General features: G+C 69.9%; 13 protein-coding genes. 9 read left to right on the top strand and 4 right to left on the bottom strand.

The features are described from left to right. The first annotated feature begins 58 nt into the window (after positions 1-58). Genes ACYVIO_RS21535 through ACYVIO_RS21510 form a run of 6 tightly spaced genes read left to right on the top strand, consistent with a single transcriptional unit; the run spans position 59 to position 7,364 of the window. On the top strand, positions 59-1,276 hold the full coding sequence (locus tag ACYVIO_RS21535) for a Wzz/FepE/Etk N-terminal domain-containing protein (RefSeq protein WP_460652642.1): 1,218 nt from the start codon (positions 59-61) through the stop codon (positions 1,274-1,276). Continuing rightward, on the top strand, positions 1,273-2,898 hold the full coding sequence (locus ACYVIO_RS21530) for a hypothetical protein (RefSeq protein WP_460652641.1): 1,626 nt from the start codon (positions 1,273-1,275) through the stop codon (positions 2,896-2,898). Before ACYVIO_RS21535 ends, ACYVIO_RS21530 begins: the two co-directional genes overlap by 4 nt. Continuing rightward, positions 2,895-4,133: a hypothetical protein gene (locus ACYVIO_RS21525; RefSeq protein WP_460652640.1), complete on the top strand. Its 1,239-nt coding sequence runs from the start codon at positions 2,895-2,897 to the stop codon at positions 4,131-4,133. Before ACYVIO_RS21530 ends, ACYVIO_RS21525 begins: the two co-directional genes overlap by 4 nt. Further along, complete coding sequence (locus ACYVIO_RS21520) at positions 4,130-5,332, top strand: glycosyltransferase (RefSeq protein ID WP_460652639.1); 1,203 nt, start codon at positions 4,130-4,132, stop codon at positions 5,330-5,332. Before ACYVIO_RS21525 ends, ACYVIO_RS21520 begins: the two co-directional genes overlap by 4 nt. A 29-nt stretch (positions 5,333-5,361) precedes the next feature. After that, complete coding sequence (locus ACYVIO_RS21515) at positions 5,362-6,981, top strand: right-handed parallel beta-helix repeat-containing protein (RefSeq protein ID WP_460652638.1); 1,620 nt, start codon at positions 5,362-5,364, stop codon at positions 6,979-6,981. A gap of 5 nt (positions 6,982-6,986) precedes the next feature. Then, positions 6,987-7,364: a hypothetical protein gene (locus ACYVIO_RS21510; RefSeq protein WP_460652637.1), complete on the top strand. Its 378-nt coding sequence runs from the start codon at positions 6,987-6,989 to the stop codon at positions 7,362-7,364. Between the two features lie 66 nt (positions 7,365-7,430). Here the strand turns inward: ACYVIO_RS21510 and ACYVIO_RS21505 are convergent, their stop codons facing one another. From ACYVIO_RS21505 to ACYVIO_RS21490, 4 genes are all read right to left on the bottom strand, one after another. After that, positions 7,431-8,018 carry an RNA polymerase sigma factor gene (locus ACYVIO_RS21505; protein WP_460652636.1) on the bottom strand — a complete coding sequence of 196 codons (588 nt, stop codon included), beginning with the start codon at positions 8,016-8,018 and terminating at the stop codon, positions 7,431-7,433. Between the two features lie 85 nt (positions 8,019-8,103). Then, positions 8,104-9,633 carry a sugar transferase gene (locus tag ACYVIO_RS21500; RefSeq protein WP_460652635.1) on the bottom strand — a complete coding sequence of 510 codons (1,530 nt, stop codon included), beginning with the start codon at positions 9,631-9,633 and terminating at the stop codon, positions 8,104-8,106. Positions 9,634-9,874: 241 nt separating this feature from the next. Beyond that, positions 9,875-10,150 carry a PspA-associated protein PspAA gene (gene pspAA / locus ACYVIO_RS21495; protein WP_460652634.1) on the bottom strand — a complete coding sequence of 92 codons (276 nt, stop codon included), beginning with the start codon at positions 10,148-10,150 and terminating at the stop codon, positions 9,875-9,877. Next, on the bottom strand, positions 10,147-10,956 hold the full coding sequence (locus ACYVIO_RS21490) for a PspA/IM30 family protein (RefSeq protein ID WP_460652633.1): 810 nt from the start codon (positions 10,954-10,956) through the stop codon (positions 10,147-10,149). The genes pspAA and ACYVIO_RS21490 overlap by 4 nt, the downstream gene beginning before the upstream one ends. A 168-nt stretch (positions 10,957-11,124) precedes the next feature. Between ACYVIO_RS21490 and ACYVIO_RS21485 the strand changes: the two genes are divergently transcribed. Genes ACYVIO_RS21485 through ACYVIO_RS21475 form a run of 3 tightly spaced genes read left to right on the top strand, consistent with a single transcriptional unit; the run spans position 11,125 to position 13,786 of the window. Further along, positions 11,125-11,715, top strand: coding sequence for a DUF3043 domain-containing protein (locus ACYVIO_RS21485; RefSeq protein ID WP_460652632.1), 591 nt, complete (start codon positions 11,125-11,127; stop codon positions 11,713-11,715). A 14-nt stretch (positions 11,716-11,729) separates the two neighbouring features. Beyond that, the gene (locus ACYVIO_RS21480) at positions 11,730-13,085 is read left to right on the top strand and encodes an MGH1-like glycoside hydrolase domain-containing protein (protein ID WP_460652631.1); all 1,356 of its coding nucleotides are present in this window, start codon (positions 11,730-11,732) and stop codon (positions 13,083-13,085) included. Then, positions 13,082-13,786 (top strand): hypothetical protein, encoded by a 705-nt coding sequence (locus ACYVIO_RS21475; RefSeq protein ID WP_460652630.1) that lies wholly within the window; start codon positions 13,082-13,084, stop codon positions 13,784-13,786. Before ACYVIO_RS21480 ends, ACYVIO_RS21475 begins: the two co-directional genes overlap by 4 nt. Positions 13,787-13,813: the final 27 nt, after the last annotated feature.

Below are 13,813 nucleotides of genomic sequence, written 5' to 3'. Positions count from 1 at the left end.
CCCGTTCAGCGCCCTCTATTACAGCGAACCAACCGACGGCGTTCTACTGGAGGGGCCTGTGAGCACACAGGAGCTGGACGTCAAGAAGTCCTGGCGAGCGATCCAGCGGCATCGCCGCGTGGTCGCGGGTGTGGCAGCGCTGGGGCTGCTGGCGGGCATCGGCTACGCGCTGCTGGAGCCGCCCATGCACACGGCCACGTCACTCGTGGTCCTGCCACCACCGCCCGCGACCGACGCGGAGAAGGCGGCCGGCACCCAGAGCATCGAGACGCAGGTGTTCATCGCCGGCAGCGAGCCGGTGCTGAAGAGCGCCGGGCAGAACCTGTCGCCGGCCCTGGACACCGACGCGGTCCGCGACCGGGTCGACGTCGTCGCGGTCACCCAGGACGTGATCAAGATCGACGCCCAGGGAACGTCGGCCCAGCAGGCGACGCAACTGGCGAACGCCGTCGCCGAGGTCTATCTGGTCTTCGTCACCACCGACCAGAAGCTGCCTGGCGACCTGGGGAAGAAGACGGGGGCTCGGGTGCTGGAAGAAGCGACGACCGCACGCGGCGGGAACATGGTGATCCATCTGCTGACCTTCGGCCTGCTGGGCGCGTTGCTCGGTGCCGTGGCCGGCTCCATCGGGCTGCTGGCCGCCGTGCGCGGTGACCGCCGGCTGCGGCTGCGGGACGAGATCGCGGACGCCGTCGGGCTGCCGGTGCTCGCCTCGGTCGCGTCGTACCGGGCCAAGGACGTCGAGGACTGGGCCAACCTGCTCGAGCACTACACGCCGACAGCTGTCGAGGCGTGGAACCTGCGCAAGACGCTGCACCACCTCGGCCTGGACGCGAAGGGCGGACCGCACGTCTCGCTGAGCGTGATCTCGTTCGCCGGCGACGACAAGGCCCGGCCGCTCGGTCCGCAGCTGGCCGCGTTCGCCACCTCGCTCGGCCTGTCCACCGCGATCGTGGTCGACAACCACCAGGAGCCACCCGGAAAGGTTGCCCTCAGCATCCATGTCGTCGTGGTGGGCCGGGACACGCCGCAGCTGGCCGGGGCCGATCGCACCACTGCCACGATCATCGCCCTGTCGGCCGGCAGCGTGACAGCCGAGGAACTGGCCCGGCTCGCGGTGGCCGCCGCCGCGGACGACCGCGACATCGACGGCATCGTCGTGACCGACCCCTCTCCCACCGACCGCACCATCGGCCGCGTCTCGCCGTCCACCCGGCGGATCGGCGCGCGACTGCCCACGCTGCTCAGCGGAACGGCGAAGAGGACGAGCCGATGAGCAACCAGCCGTACTCCGAGCCCTCGCGTGCGGCGTCCTCCTGGGACGACGACGACGACCTGTTCGCCGACGAGCGGTCCACCGCGTTCCCGCCGGACAGCCTGGTCACCTTGCGCTTTCTCCGCGACGCGGTCCGGCGGCACCTGCGGATCTGGCTCGTCCTCGCGGTCGCCGGACTGGCCGCGGGACTGGCGATGCCCTCGGTGCTGCCACCGCCCAACGTGTCGTCGGCCCGCTTGGTCCTGACCCACCGCGAGGGCGAGGACCCGGCGCGGGCGGCGGCCACCGACGTGAGTCTGGTGACCACCCACACCGTGGCGCAGCGCGTGATCGACCGGCTCGACCTGACCGAGACTCCGGACGATCTGCTCAAGCAGTACACCGCGATCGCGCTGACCGACCGCGTGCTCGAGATCACCGTGGCAGCGGACACCAGTGAGCAGGCCACCAAACTGGCCACCGTCCTGGCGCAGACCTATCTGACCTTCCGCAAGGAGCAGATCGCACAGGTGGACGCTCCCTTGCGTCAGGATCTGGTCACTGCGCAAGCGGACGTCAGGCAGGCCGAGTCGGCGGTCCGGAACGCCGGCGACGACCCTAGCGATCTCAAGTCACCCAACAGTCCGCAGGCCGTCGCACTGGGCACCGCGCGCGCAAGGTTCGAGTACATCCGGAATCAACTGGTCGACCACGAGGTCCAGGCCTCCCGGATGAACAGCAGCCGGCTGCTCGACCAGGCCGCCCCCGTGCCGTCCTCGATGAAGAGGACGCTCGCGATCAGCGCCGCGACGGGACTGCTGGCCGGACTCTTCCTCGGTCTCGGCTTCGTCGTCGTACGGGCGTTGCTGTCCGACCGGCTGTGGAAGCGGCAGGACATCGCCCGGTCCCTCGCATCCCGGATCCGGCTCAGTACCGGTCGACCACCGCGCCTGCGCTGGTGGCCGTTCCCCCGGTACCTGCGCACGTCGCAGCGTCAGCACCCCGAGATCCGTCAACTGGTCCAGCACCTGCGGCAGCAGATCACCTGGCCGAAGTCCGCGACCCCCACTCTCGCCGTGGTCAGCGTGGACGACGTGCAGGCCTGCGCTCTCGCGACGGCGTCTCTGGCCGTGTCGGTGGCGGCGGAGGGCAAGCAGGTCCTGGTCGCGGACCTGACCGGCACAGGCGTTCTCGCAGGTCTTCTGGGCGTCACGACCACGGGCACTCACGAGTCGCGATTCAGTCAGCTCCGCCACCGCATCGACGTGTATCTCCCCGATCCCGACGGCGGGCCGGCGCAGGGCTGCCACCTCCGGCTGAACGACGAGGGCCGGTCCACCGGCTCAGGCGACATCGCCCTCGACGCCTCCTGGGATGCCGCCGGACTGGTGCTCACGCTCTCCACCCTGACGCCGATGCTGGGCGCGGACCACCTGGCCACCTGGGCCTCCCGGGTCGCGGTCGTGGTGACCGCGGGACGCTCCACGGCCACCAAGATCCACGCCACCGGGGACATGCTGCGGCTGGCCGGTCTGTCGATCGACACGGCCGTGGTGCTGAACGCGGACCGCACCGACGAGGGCGTCGGCGTCGTGGAGACCACCGGTGGGCCGGACACCGACCTGGAGATGTTCACCCGATGAGCACGATCACCACGATCGGCTCACGGCTCGCGGGCGACCACGGTGGCCGGCGGATCGTCTCGCCGGAACACCGGCGGCGCCGACGGGTTCAGGCCTCCTGGGGACTGCTGGTGCTGAACGTCCTGACGTTCTTCCCCGGCGCGCCGCACATCCTGCCGATCCCGGGCATCGTCGGCAAGCTGGTCACCCAGGCCTCACTGGGAATGGCCCTGATGCTGGCGCTCAGCGCGAACCGGCCGGCCCGGATCCGGCCCAGCGTCTTCGTCTTCCTGCTGGCACTGCTGGCGGCGGAGTCGCTGCTTGCCAGCATCGGGGCCGAGTTCCTGTTCGGCGCGCTCTTCCGGGCGGCCCGGCTGCTGCTCTTCGTCGCGGTGCTGTGGCTGCTGACGCCGTGGTGGACCCGGCGGGACCTGCTGCTGCTGCGAACGCACCTCCTGTTCTTGTGGGTCATCCTCGGCTCCGTCCTGCTCGGCCTGCTCGCCGCTCCCGGTGTTGCTCTGACCGACGACCGGCTCGGCGGAGCCCTGTGGCCCATCCCGCCCACGCAGGTCGGCCACTACGCCGCTGTGGTCACCGGTCTGACCACAGTGCTGTGGCTGTCCGGTCTCCTGCGGCGCGAACTGGCGCTGATCAGCGTGCTGCTGGCGGTGCCGGTCCTGCTGCTGACCCACACCCGCACCGCTCTGATCGCTGTGCTGGCCGGCATCGTGATCGCCGGACTGAGCCTGTTCACCACCCGGTCGCGGGTTCGCAAGTCGTTCGCGATCGGCGCCGCCTTCTTCACCCTCGGAGCGCTCACCCTGGGCTCGGTGGTGACCACCTGGCTCGCCCGCGGCCAGGACACCGAGGACATCTCCGCGCTGACCGGCCGCCGGGCGGTCTGGGAGTCCATCCTGGCCGAACCACGCTCCACCTTCGAGACGGTCTTCGGCCTCGGCCTGTCGAACAAGTCCTTCAACGGGCTGCCGATCGACAGCAACTGGCTGGGCACGTACTACGACATCGGGTTGGCCGGGGTGGCGATCATCGTGGCCATGCTGCTGCTCCTGCTGACCGCCGCCTGGTTCCAGCCCGACGGTCCACGCCGGGCCCTAGCGTTGTTCCTCGTCGCGTACTGCATCGTCGCCTCCTTCACCGAGAGCGGCCTCAGCGACGCGTCGCCGTACCTGCTCGAGCTGACGCTGGCCGCGTCGCTGGTGTACTCCGGAAGTACCTCCCGCAAAGGAGTGCGATGAAGATCCTGCTCGTGCACAACACCTACCGGTCGACCGCGCCGAGCGGAGAGAACCGGGTCGTCGAGCAGGAGGGCGAGGCGCTGGCCGCCCTCGGCCACGAGGTCGAGACCTTCGGCCGCCTCAGCGACGAGATCGAGGCCTGGCCGGCCCTGCAGAAGGCGACCCTGCCCGCCCGTGTCGTGTGGAACCCCACCAGCAAGCGGGATCTCGGCGCGACGCTGGCCCGGGTCAGGCCCGACGTCGTGCACGTCCACAACACCTTCCCGCTGCTGAGCCCGTCGGTGCTGTACGCGTGCCGGGACGCGAACGTGCCCGTGGTCGCGACGCTGCACAACTACAAGCTGCTCTGCGCCAGTGGCGACTTCTTCCGCGACGGCAACGTCTGCCACGACTGCGCTGGCGGGAACCCGCTCCCCGCGCTCGTCCACCGCTGCTACCGCGGCTCGGTCCTCGCGACCGGACCGACGGTTCTCGCGGCCCGCGCACACCGCCGCAGCTGGCGCGACCTGGTGTCGGCGTACATCTTCATCTCCGACTCCCAGCGCCTGCTGCTCGCGGCGATGGGATTCGCACCGGAACGGACCTACGTCAAGCCCAACCTCGTCCCGTACGACGGTCCGGTCGGCGGCGACCGGCAACGACAGGTGGCCTACGTCGGCCGGCTGGACGCACCGAAGGGGTCGTCGCTGCTGATGAGGGGCTGGGACGCCTACCGCGCGCAGGCCGGCGACAACGCGCTGCGGCTGGTCGTCGCCGGTGGTGGTCCGCACCACGCCCAAGTGGCGGCCTGGGCCGCGGACCGGCCGTCGGTCGAGCTCACCGGGCAGCTGACCAAGCAGCAGTGCTTCGAGCTGATCGCCCGGTCCCGTGCGGTGGTGCTGCCGTCGGAGTGGGAGGAGACGTTCGGTCTCGTGGTGGTGGAGGCGATGGCCGTCGGGGTGCCACCGCTGGCCGCCGGGCACGGATCGTTCCCTGAGCTGATCACGGACGGCGTCGACGGCGCGCTGTTCGGACCGGGACAGCCGGACGCGCTGGCGAAACTGCTGCTCGACGTCGACGCCGATCCCGAGCGCTACCAGGAGTACGGCCGCCGCGCCCGGGCGACGTACGAGTCACGGCACGACCCGCAGCACAACGTCGGGCAACTGCTCGACATCTACCGGTCCGCCATCGACCGGCCGCTCCGCGCTCCGCACTAGCCAGGAACCTTGCCCCCGAAGGAAGTGTCATGGAACAACGCGATTCGTCCCGGTCCACCGGCCGTGGATCCGCGTGGTACCTCCGCCGTGTCCTGCCGATCGCCGCGGGCGTGGCCCTGATCGCCGGCGTGCTGGTGGCGGTCTCCGCCGCAGACGACGAGCCGGCCGTTGGCCAGCCGCCGGTCGACTCGAACCAGCCGGCGCCGGCGCTTCCGGTCACTGCCCCCGCCACGCCGAAGGCCCGGATCTGCGGTACCGCCGCGGCGTTGTCCGGACCGGCGACCGCTCCGGCGGGCGCGGTCACCGTCAACACCCAGCAGAGCCTCAACGACCTCACCAAGGCCAACCCGGCCGGGACCACTTTCTGGCTCGCCCCCGGCACGCACACGCTGGGGGCCGGCCCGTACAGCCAGGTGATTCCCAAGAAGGGCAACACCTACCTCGGCGCGCCGGGCGCCGTGCTCGACGGCCGGCGGGACAACCGCTACGCCTTCACCGGCTACGTCGACGGCGTGACCATCAAGTACCTCACCATCCAGAACTTCGGTGCCGTGAAGTCGAACAACGACGAAGGCGTGGTGAACCACAACAGCGCCACCGGCTGGACGATCGAGGCCAACACGATCCGCCACAACGCCGGCGCCGCGGTGATGGTCGGCAGCCGCAGCCTGATCCGCGGCAACTGCCTGCTGGAGAACGGGCAGTACGGCTTCAACGCCTACAACCCCGAGAAGGTCACCGACATCACGATCGAGAACAACGAGATCGCCGGCAACAACACCGACGACTGGGAAACCCTCAAGCCCGGCTGCGGCTGCACCGGCGGCGGCAAGTTCTGGGAGGTGACGGGCGCGGTGGTGCGCGGCAACTGGGTGCACCACAACCGCAGCGCCGGCCTGTGGGCCGACACCAACAACGCCGGCTTCAGGATCGAGGGCAACTACTTCTCCGACAACAGCGCCGAAGGCATCATCTACGAGACCAGCTACAACGCGAGCATCCGCGGCAACACCTTCGTCCGCAACGGTCTGGCCAAGGGCCCGGGCAACGGCGGCTTCCCGACCTCGGCGGTGTACATCTCGGAGTCCGGCAGCGACCTGCGGGTGGCCGGGCCGTTCAACGAGACGTTCGAGATCGCCGGCAACGTGTTCACCGACAACTGGGCCGGCGTGATCCTGTGGGAGAACGCGGACCGGTTCGCCGGTTCGCCGGCCAACACCAGCACCGGCTCGGGCACCCTGGTGAACCCGTCGACGGTCACCAGCAAGACCTGCAACGCGACCACCATCGGCCGCCAGCCCTACCTCGGCGACTGCCGGTGGAAGACCCAGAACGTGGTCGTGCACGACAACACGTTCTCGCTCGACCCCGACAAGATCGGCAAGTCCTGCGCCTCCCGCACCGGCTGCGGCTTCAACGGCCTGTTCTCCAACTGGGGCACGTTCCCCACCTGGTCGCCGTACAAGGAGCGGGCCATCCAGGACGCGATCACCTTCGACCAGAAGAACCGGTTCTACGCCAACACCTATCGCGGCCCGTGGAACTTCATCGTGCACGAGCAGGGCAACCGGGTGAACTGGGCCGCCTGGCAGGGCGCGCCGTACGTCCAGGACCGCGACAGCGTGATCAAGGTCCAAGGGATTCGCTGACAGCCATGAGCTGGCGATCAGAGCGCAGTGCCGGGAAGCAGCTGGAGCTGCTGCGCTCGGCCGGGTACGCGGCGTTCGCCAGGCACGAACGCGACCTCGAGGTGCTGGACCTGGTGTACGACAGTCTCGTGGATCCGCTGGACGAGCGGACGGACCCGGCACGCCGGCTGCGGTTCGCCGACCTGAACTGGACCCTGGACGTCGAGGTGCACGGCCACGAACACCTGACCGTGAACCTGCGGCTGCACCCGTCCGGGCCGGTCGCGGTCGAGGCGCGCGCCTCGGACGGCGACAGTCCCGAGGCGCAACGGCTGGTCAGTTTCCTGCTCCGGTGGCCGGGCACCGCACGGCGACCGGTCCGGACCGCGTGGATCATGCTCTGATCCAGCTACCGGGACCGGCCGCCGGCTCTGGGCGGGGGGTGCCCAGGTCGTTGGCCCAGCCGCAGCTCAGGACGCGAGCAGCACCCTGAGCTTGTCCAGGCAGCGGCCACGAATGGGCCCGATGCTGCCGATCGGGATGTCCAGCGCCTCGGAGATTCGCGCGTACGGCGCGGGCGGATCGGCCATCAGCATGGCGAGCATCTGCTGCCACCGTTCCGGCAGGCTCTCCAGCGCCCGCCGGACATCGACCGCCCGCTCGTCGGCGAGCAGGTCGGCGTCGGGCTCGGGCTGGTCACCGGCGGCGACGTCGAAGGCGTCCGGCTCGTAGGTCAGCAGCACCCGCTTGCGGAACGCCAGCACCCGCAGGCATTCGCGGCGGGTGGTGACGACCAGCCAGGCGCCGACCCGGACCGGGTCGACCCGGTCGATGTGTTCCAGCAACCGTAGCCAGACCACCTGCGAGACGTCGGACGCGTCGCTGTCGGTGAGCCGGAAGCTGCGAGTGACGGCCCACACGAGCCGGGCGTACTGATCGACCACCCGGCTCCAGGCGACCTGGTCGCCCTGGGCGGCCAGGCCGACCAGGTGTGCGGTCTCGGACCGGGCGGTCGACTCCTTCTCGTCGATGTCGCCCGGCGCACTGAGGTACGGCATGGATTCCCCCCTCGGGAACACTTCTGTGCTCGACGCCGTCCGGCTGTTCGAAGGCGTCGCTGACGACCCGCCGCTGAGCGACGGATCAGTAGGCGCCCGCGCTGCCGACGACGGCGCGCACGGTCTTCCACAAAATGAGCAGGTCCAAGGCGATGGACCAGTTGTCGGCGTACCGCAGGTCGAGTCGCATGGACTCCTCCCACGTCAGATCGCTGCGCCCGCTGACCTGCCACAGGCCGGTCAGGCCGGGTTTCACGAGCATCCGCCGCGCGTCGTCGATGGCGTACCGGGCCACCTCGGCCGGCAACGGCGGACGGGGCCCGACCAGCGACATCTCCCCCCGGAGAACGTTCACCAGCTGCGGCAGCTCGTCCAGCGAGAACCGCCGCAGGTGGCGGCCGACCTTGGTCACCCGCGGATCGTTGCGGAGCTTGAAGAGCACTCCGTTGCCGTCGTCCACCGCATGGAACTCCGCTTTGCGGTCCTCGGCGTCGATCCCCATGGTCCGGAACTTCAGCATCGTGAACTCGACGCCGGACCGGCCGACCCGGGTCTGACGGAACAGGACCGGGCCACGGCTGGTCAGCTTCACCCCCACGGCGGTGATCAGCAGCAGCGGAGTTGCCATCAGCAACAGTCCCCCGCCGACCACCCGGTCGAAGATGTTCTTCAGCAGGTGCGGCCCGCCACTCACCGACGGCCGCTCCAGGTGCAGCAGGGACAGTCCGGCGACCGGCCGGATCGAGATCCGCGGTCCGGCCACCTCGACGATCCCCGGCGACACGATCAGCTCGACACCGCGCTGCTCGAGCGCCCAGGACAGCCGGCGCAGCGAGTGCCCGGCCAGCTCCGGATCGGCGGCCACGGCCACCACGTCGACGCCGTACAGGTCCACCGCGGCGAGGATGTCGACCTCCGTGCGGCCCAGCCGCTCCGACTCCGGGTTCGGCTCCCGCTTGGTGCCGCCGCGCGGCAGGCAGGTCGCGACGACGACGTAGCCGTCGGCCGGCCGCTCCTCCAGGTGCCGCCTCAGCGTCACCACCTGCTCGTCGTGCCCGACGACCAGGACCCGCCGCATGCAGCGGCCGACGAAGCGACGGTTCGCGATGGCTCGGTGCAGTGCCCAGCGGAGCACCATCGCACCCAGACAGGTCAGCGGTACCGCGACCACGACGAACCCTCGCGCCACGTTGCTCTTGGTCGCGTACGACGTGACCGCGACCAGCGCGGTCATCGCCACCGTGGCCCGCAGGACCGACCTGAACTCTTCCGGCCCGGTGCCGAAGTACCGGCTCTCGTACCCGCGCTCCAGGGCCACACAGACCAGCCAGGCGATCGGCAGGACGGCGCCGAGCACGAAGTAGCCGAGGCTGATCTGGCCGCCGAACCGCGTGACCAGAGCCGCCGACGCGCCGACCAGTGCGACCGCGAAGTCGCCACCGAGCGCTGCCCAGCGGTACTTCGCGACCCAGCGGGCCTCCGTGAACCGCGCCGAGCGCGGCACAACGGCCGGCACGTCGGCCGGCACCAGCCACACCGGTCCGCGACGATCGCCGACGACCAGCCGTGGATCAACTGGTTCGGACAGACCTTCGGACACGACAAAATCAGTCACGCACAGCCACCCCCCACAGGTGAATCGACGCCCGCGACCAAAAACACACCCCGTCACGGACTGCCGATAAAACACCGCCCCCACAACGGCGATGCCCAGAGATTACTACGCGAAACCGGTATCCGACAGTAGCCATTGCGGGTTTCCTGGGTCCGGAATCCGGAAGGGCTGTGAGCGCCCAGCACGCGAAAACCCCCAGCCCATCCCGGCCGGGGGTTTCTCAAACGACTACTTTAAGTGATCAGCCGGCGATCAGGCCGTCGCCGCTGATCAGTTCGCGCATCTCGGCCAGCGTGCTGTCACCCGGCGGCAGGATCGCGTCGGAGTCGTGCAGCTCGTCGTCGGGCACCCGGTCGCCGCCGCGGACGAACGTCAGCAGCGCGGCGAAGGCGGTCTTGAAACCGTCCTCGTCGCCGGCCGAGACGGCCTTCTCCAGGTCGCCGTCGACCGAGTTCAGCTGGTCCAGCTTCTCGTCGGCGAGCTTGTACTGCCCCTCACCCATGATGCGAACGATCATCGAACGTCTCCGTCCTGCGGTCGAACCGGCTCGGCCTGCTGGACCGGCTGCTGAGCCGGCTGTGCCCCGCCGGGGGCATCCTGGGACAGCTGCTTGGGCGCCTCGGTGCCACCGATCTGCGCCTTCATCGCGGCCAGCTCGCTCTCGACGTCCGAGCCCGTCGACATCCGCTCGAGCTCGAGCGTGATGCTGTCCTTGCTGGTGCCGGAGGCGTCGTCGAGCGCGCCGGAGGCCAGCAGCTCGTCGATCGCGCCGGCCCGGGCCTGCATCTGCTGGGTCTTGTCCTCGGCCCGCTGGACCGCCAGACCGACGTCGCTCATCTCCTCGGAGATGCCGGAGAAGGCCTCGTTGATCCGGGTCTGCGCCTCGGCCGCGGTGTAGGTGGCCTTGATGGTCTCCTTCTTGGTGCGGAAGGACTCCACCTTGGCCTGGAGCCGCTGCGAGGCGAGGGTGAGCTTCTCCTCCTCGCCCTGGAGCTGGGCGTGCTGGGCGGTCAGATCGTCGATCTGGCCCTGCAGGCCCGACTTACGGGTCAGGGCCTCGCGGGCGAGGTCCTCCCGGTTCATCGAGAGCGCCTTCTGCGCCTGTTCCTGCAGCTTGGACGACTGGGCCTGCAGCTGCGAAGCCTGCAGCTCCACCCGCTTCCGGCTGGTGGCCACGTCGGCCACACCACGGCGTACCTTCTGCAGCAGTTCGAGCTGCTTCTGGTACGAGTAGTCAAGAGTTTCGCGAGGATCCTCGGCCTTGTCCAAGGCGGTGTTCGCCTTGGCCTTGAAGATCGTCGACATCCGCCTGAAGATGCTCATCGATATCCGTACCCCTTCTGTGCCGGAGAGTGGACCCGGCGTGCGTGTCATCCACCCTATGTCCCCATGGGTCACGAAACCATCAGGACCGGCCCCGATAAACTGGCCAGATCCTCCGGGGACGACCCCGAGGGATCGACAGCGCAGCCCGAATGAGGTCCAGCTCCCGTGTTCCGTCGTAGCAAGTCCGAGACACCGTCCGATGCCGCCGCGGCGGAGCCCCAGGGCAAGACCGGGGGCAAGGGCCGCCCGACCCCGACCCGGCGCGAGGCCGAGTCGGCCCGCAAGGCCGCGCTGAAGAAGCCGCGCAACCGCAAGGAGGCCTCGGCGTACCGGCGCGAGAAGATGCGCACCGAGCGGGCCAAGATGCAGGACGCGATGAAGACCGGCGACGACCGGTACCTGCCGGCCGCCGACAAGGGCCCGGTCCGCCGGTTCGCCCGCGACTACGTCGACGCCCGCTGGTCGGTGATGGAGTTCGCGCTGCCGGTGCTGCTGGTGATCTCGCTGCTCGGCGTGGTCTTCTCGGGCGTGTTCACCTGGCTGCCGGGGCTGGTGAACCTGCTGTTCCTGGTGATGATCGCGTGCATCGCGGCCGACTGGTTCTTCCTGTCGAGCGGGCTGAAGCGGGCGATCGCGAAGAAGTTCCCGAACGAGGGGACCCGCGGGATCGGGTTCTACGCCGTCCGGCGGACCATGCAGATGCGGCGCTGGCGGCTGCCCAAGCCGATGGTGGCCCGCGGCGAGAAGCCGGTCTGAGCGGCTGACTGCCGGTGAGCTTGCCTGACCCGCGCCCCGAGGACCGGGCTGCGTCCTCGCCGCGCCCTCGTCTCGAGGGGTCCGCCGGCCTGAGCGCGCTGTACGACGCGGCGCTGCGCAACCTGCTCGACGTCAACGTCACCGCCGCCGGGTTCGTCCGGGCCGGCGGTGGCTACGACGACCCGTGGACCCGGGACGCGGCGATCAACTGCTGGAACGCGGCCAGCCTGCTCACGCCCGACGTGGCTCGCGCGACGCTGCTGAAGGTCTGCGACCTGGACCGCGGGGTGGTCGCCCAGGACAACCAGTGGTGGGACCAGATCATCTGGGTGATCGGCGCGTGGCAGCACGTGGCGGTCACCGGCGACACGGAGTTCGGCGCCACGGCGTACGAGATCGGGCGGGCGTCGCTGGCGATCCTCGACCGGGAGCGGTTCGACCCGGCGACCGGGCTGTACGCCGGGCCGGCGGTGATGCAGGACGGGATCAGCGGCCTTCCGTCGTACGAGGAAGTCGGGTCGTCGTTCGTGCTGGACTACCCGGGCACGGCGGAGCTGCGGTGCCTGTCGACCAACGCGGTGTACGTCCGGGCGCTGCGCTGCCTGGCGCTGCTGGGTGACGAGCCGTTGTTCGACCGCCGGGCCGACGTGCTGACCGACGCGATCAACCTGCACCTCTGGGATGCCCCGAGGGGCCTGTACGGCTACTACCTGGGCCCGGACGGGCTCGACCTCCACCAGGAGACCGCCGGGCTGGCGCTGGCCATCGACTTCGGCATCGCCGGGCCTTCACGCACCCGTCAGATCCTCGAGGGCGCGCACCGCGAGCCGTACGGGATGGTCAACGTCTGGCCGCACTTCACCCGGTACGACGCCGCCCGCCCCGGGCGCCACAACGCGATCTGCTGGCCGATGGTCATGGGCCTGTGGGGCGCGGCGGCTGCCTCCGCCGGCGACGTACAGGTGTTCGGTCAGACCCTCGACGACCTGTCCCGGCTCTTCCACGGCTCCGGCGACGAGCTGTTCGAGCTCTACAACGCCACCACCGGAGCCGTCGACGGCGGCTGGCAGGTAGGCCACCAGTGGGAGTCCCTCCCCCACCAGACCTGGTCAGCCACGGCGTACCTCCGCCTGATCCACGAGTCCCTCTTTGGCCTCCACTTCACCCCTTCGGGCATCACGGTCGCCCCGGTGGTCCCCGAAGGCCTCGGCGACCTCCACCTCACCGGCCTCCCCTACCGAGCCGCCACCCTCGACCTCACCCTCACCGGCACAGGCACCACCGCCCAGCTCCACCTGGACGGCCAGCCAGCCACCGCCGTACCAGCCACCCTCACCGGCCACCACACCCTGACCATCGAGGTCAGTTGAACGACTGGCAGCACGCCCTGGCCGGGTCCCCGTGGCTGGCCCACACCACCAAGTCGGTAGAGCTCGGCACTCCCCACCCCTGGGACCGCCAGCCGGTCCCCTCACTCCCCCAGCTCAGCCACCTGCTCCAGACCGCCCGGGTCACCCCACTCGTCCTCAACGGGGCGCCGCACGAGCTCCTCGCCTGGGACCTGAGCGACGGCACCACCACCGGCTGGCTCTGCGCCGAGCCTTCACCACCGCCTGCAGCTCCGCCCGCCCCGCCGATCGGGACGCCGGCTCTTCCAGTGCCCGAGGTCCTGCACGACCTCTGGCGGGCGACCGGTGGAGTCGTCGACTACTGGAACGACCTCGAGAACTGGATGTCCAGCCACAACGGGGCGCTGACGGTTGAGCTGGCAGACACCGTGGCGGCAGAGCTGGTCGCCGACGCAGCCTGGGTGTGGGAGCAGGACGGGCTCACGCTGCCGTTCGACCCGGCGGAGTACGGCGTACTGGCTGAAGAGGCCGGCGGGATCCTCACACTGTTCCACCGGGTGTCCGGCGAGGTGCTGATGTTCGCGCAGGACCACAACTTCGACCATCTCGAGGTGCTCGACGGGTGCCTGGAGTACACGTTCTACCGGATTCCGGCGGCGCCGGACGTGGCGGCGTGGGTGGAGACCGTCGCCGGGCAGTGGCTGACGGCAGTCCGTAGGTAGGGCGTCGCCGGGCGGGTGTCGGCTGGT

This window comes from Kribbella endophytica, from assembly GCF_054781295.1.
This window is presented reverse-complemented; position numbering and strand designations above follow the sequence as displayed.

Bases quoted from the DNA above. Each gene is read 5' to 3' on its own strand.
- ACYVIO_RS21530 (WP_460652641.1), top strand. From the start codon at position 1,273: ATGAGCAACCAGCCGTACTCCGAGCCCTCGCGTGCGGCGTCCTCCTGG.
- ACYVIO_RS21525 (WP_460652640.1), top strand. From the start codon at position 2,895: ATGAGCACGATCACCACGATCGGCTCACGGCTCGCGGGCGACCACGGT.
- ACYVIO_RS21520 (WP_460652639.1), top strand. From the start codon at position 4,130: ATGAAGATCCTGCTCGTGCACAACACCTACCGGTCGACCGCGCCGAGC.
- ACYVIO_RS21515 (WP_460652638.1), top strand. From the start codon at position 5,362: ATGGAACAACGCGATTCGTCCCGGTCCACCGGCCGTGGATCCGCGTGG.
- ACYVIO_RS21510 (WP_460652637.1), top strand. From the start codon at position 6,987: ATGAGCTGGCGATCAGAGCGCAGTGCCGGGAAGCAGCTGGAGCTGCTG.
- ACYVIO_RS21505 (WP_460652636.1), bottom strand. From the start codon at position 8,018: ATGCCGTACCTCAGTGCGCCGGGCGACATCGACGAGAAGGAGTCGACC.
- pspAA (WP_460652634.1), bottom strand. From the start codon at position 10,150: ATGATCGTTCGCATCATGGGTGAGGGGCAGTACAAGCTCGCCGACGAG.
- ACYVIO_RS21490 (WP_460652633.1), bottom strand. From the start codon at position 10,956: ATGAGCATCTTCAGGCGGATGTCGACGATCTTCAAGGCCAAGGCGAAC.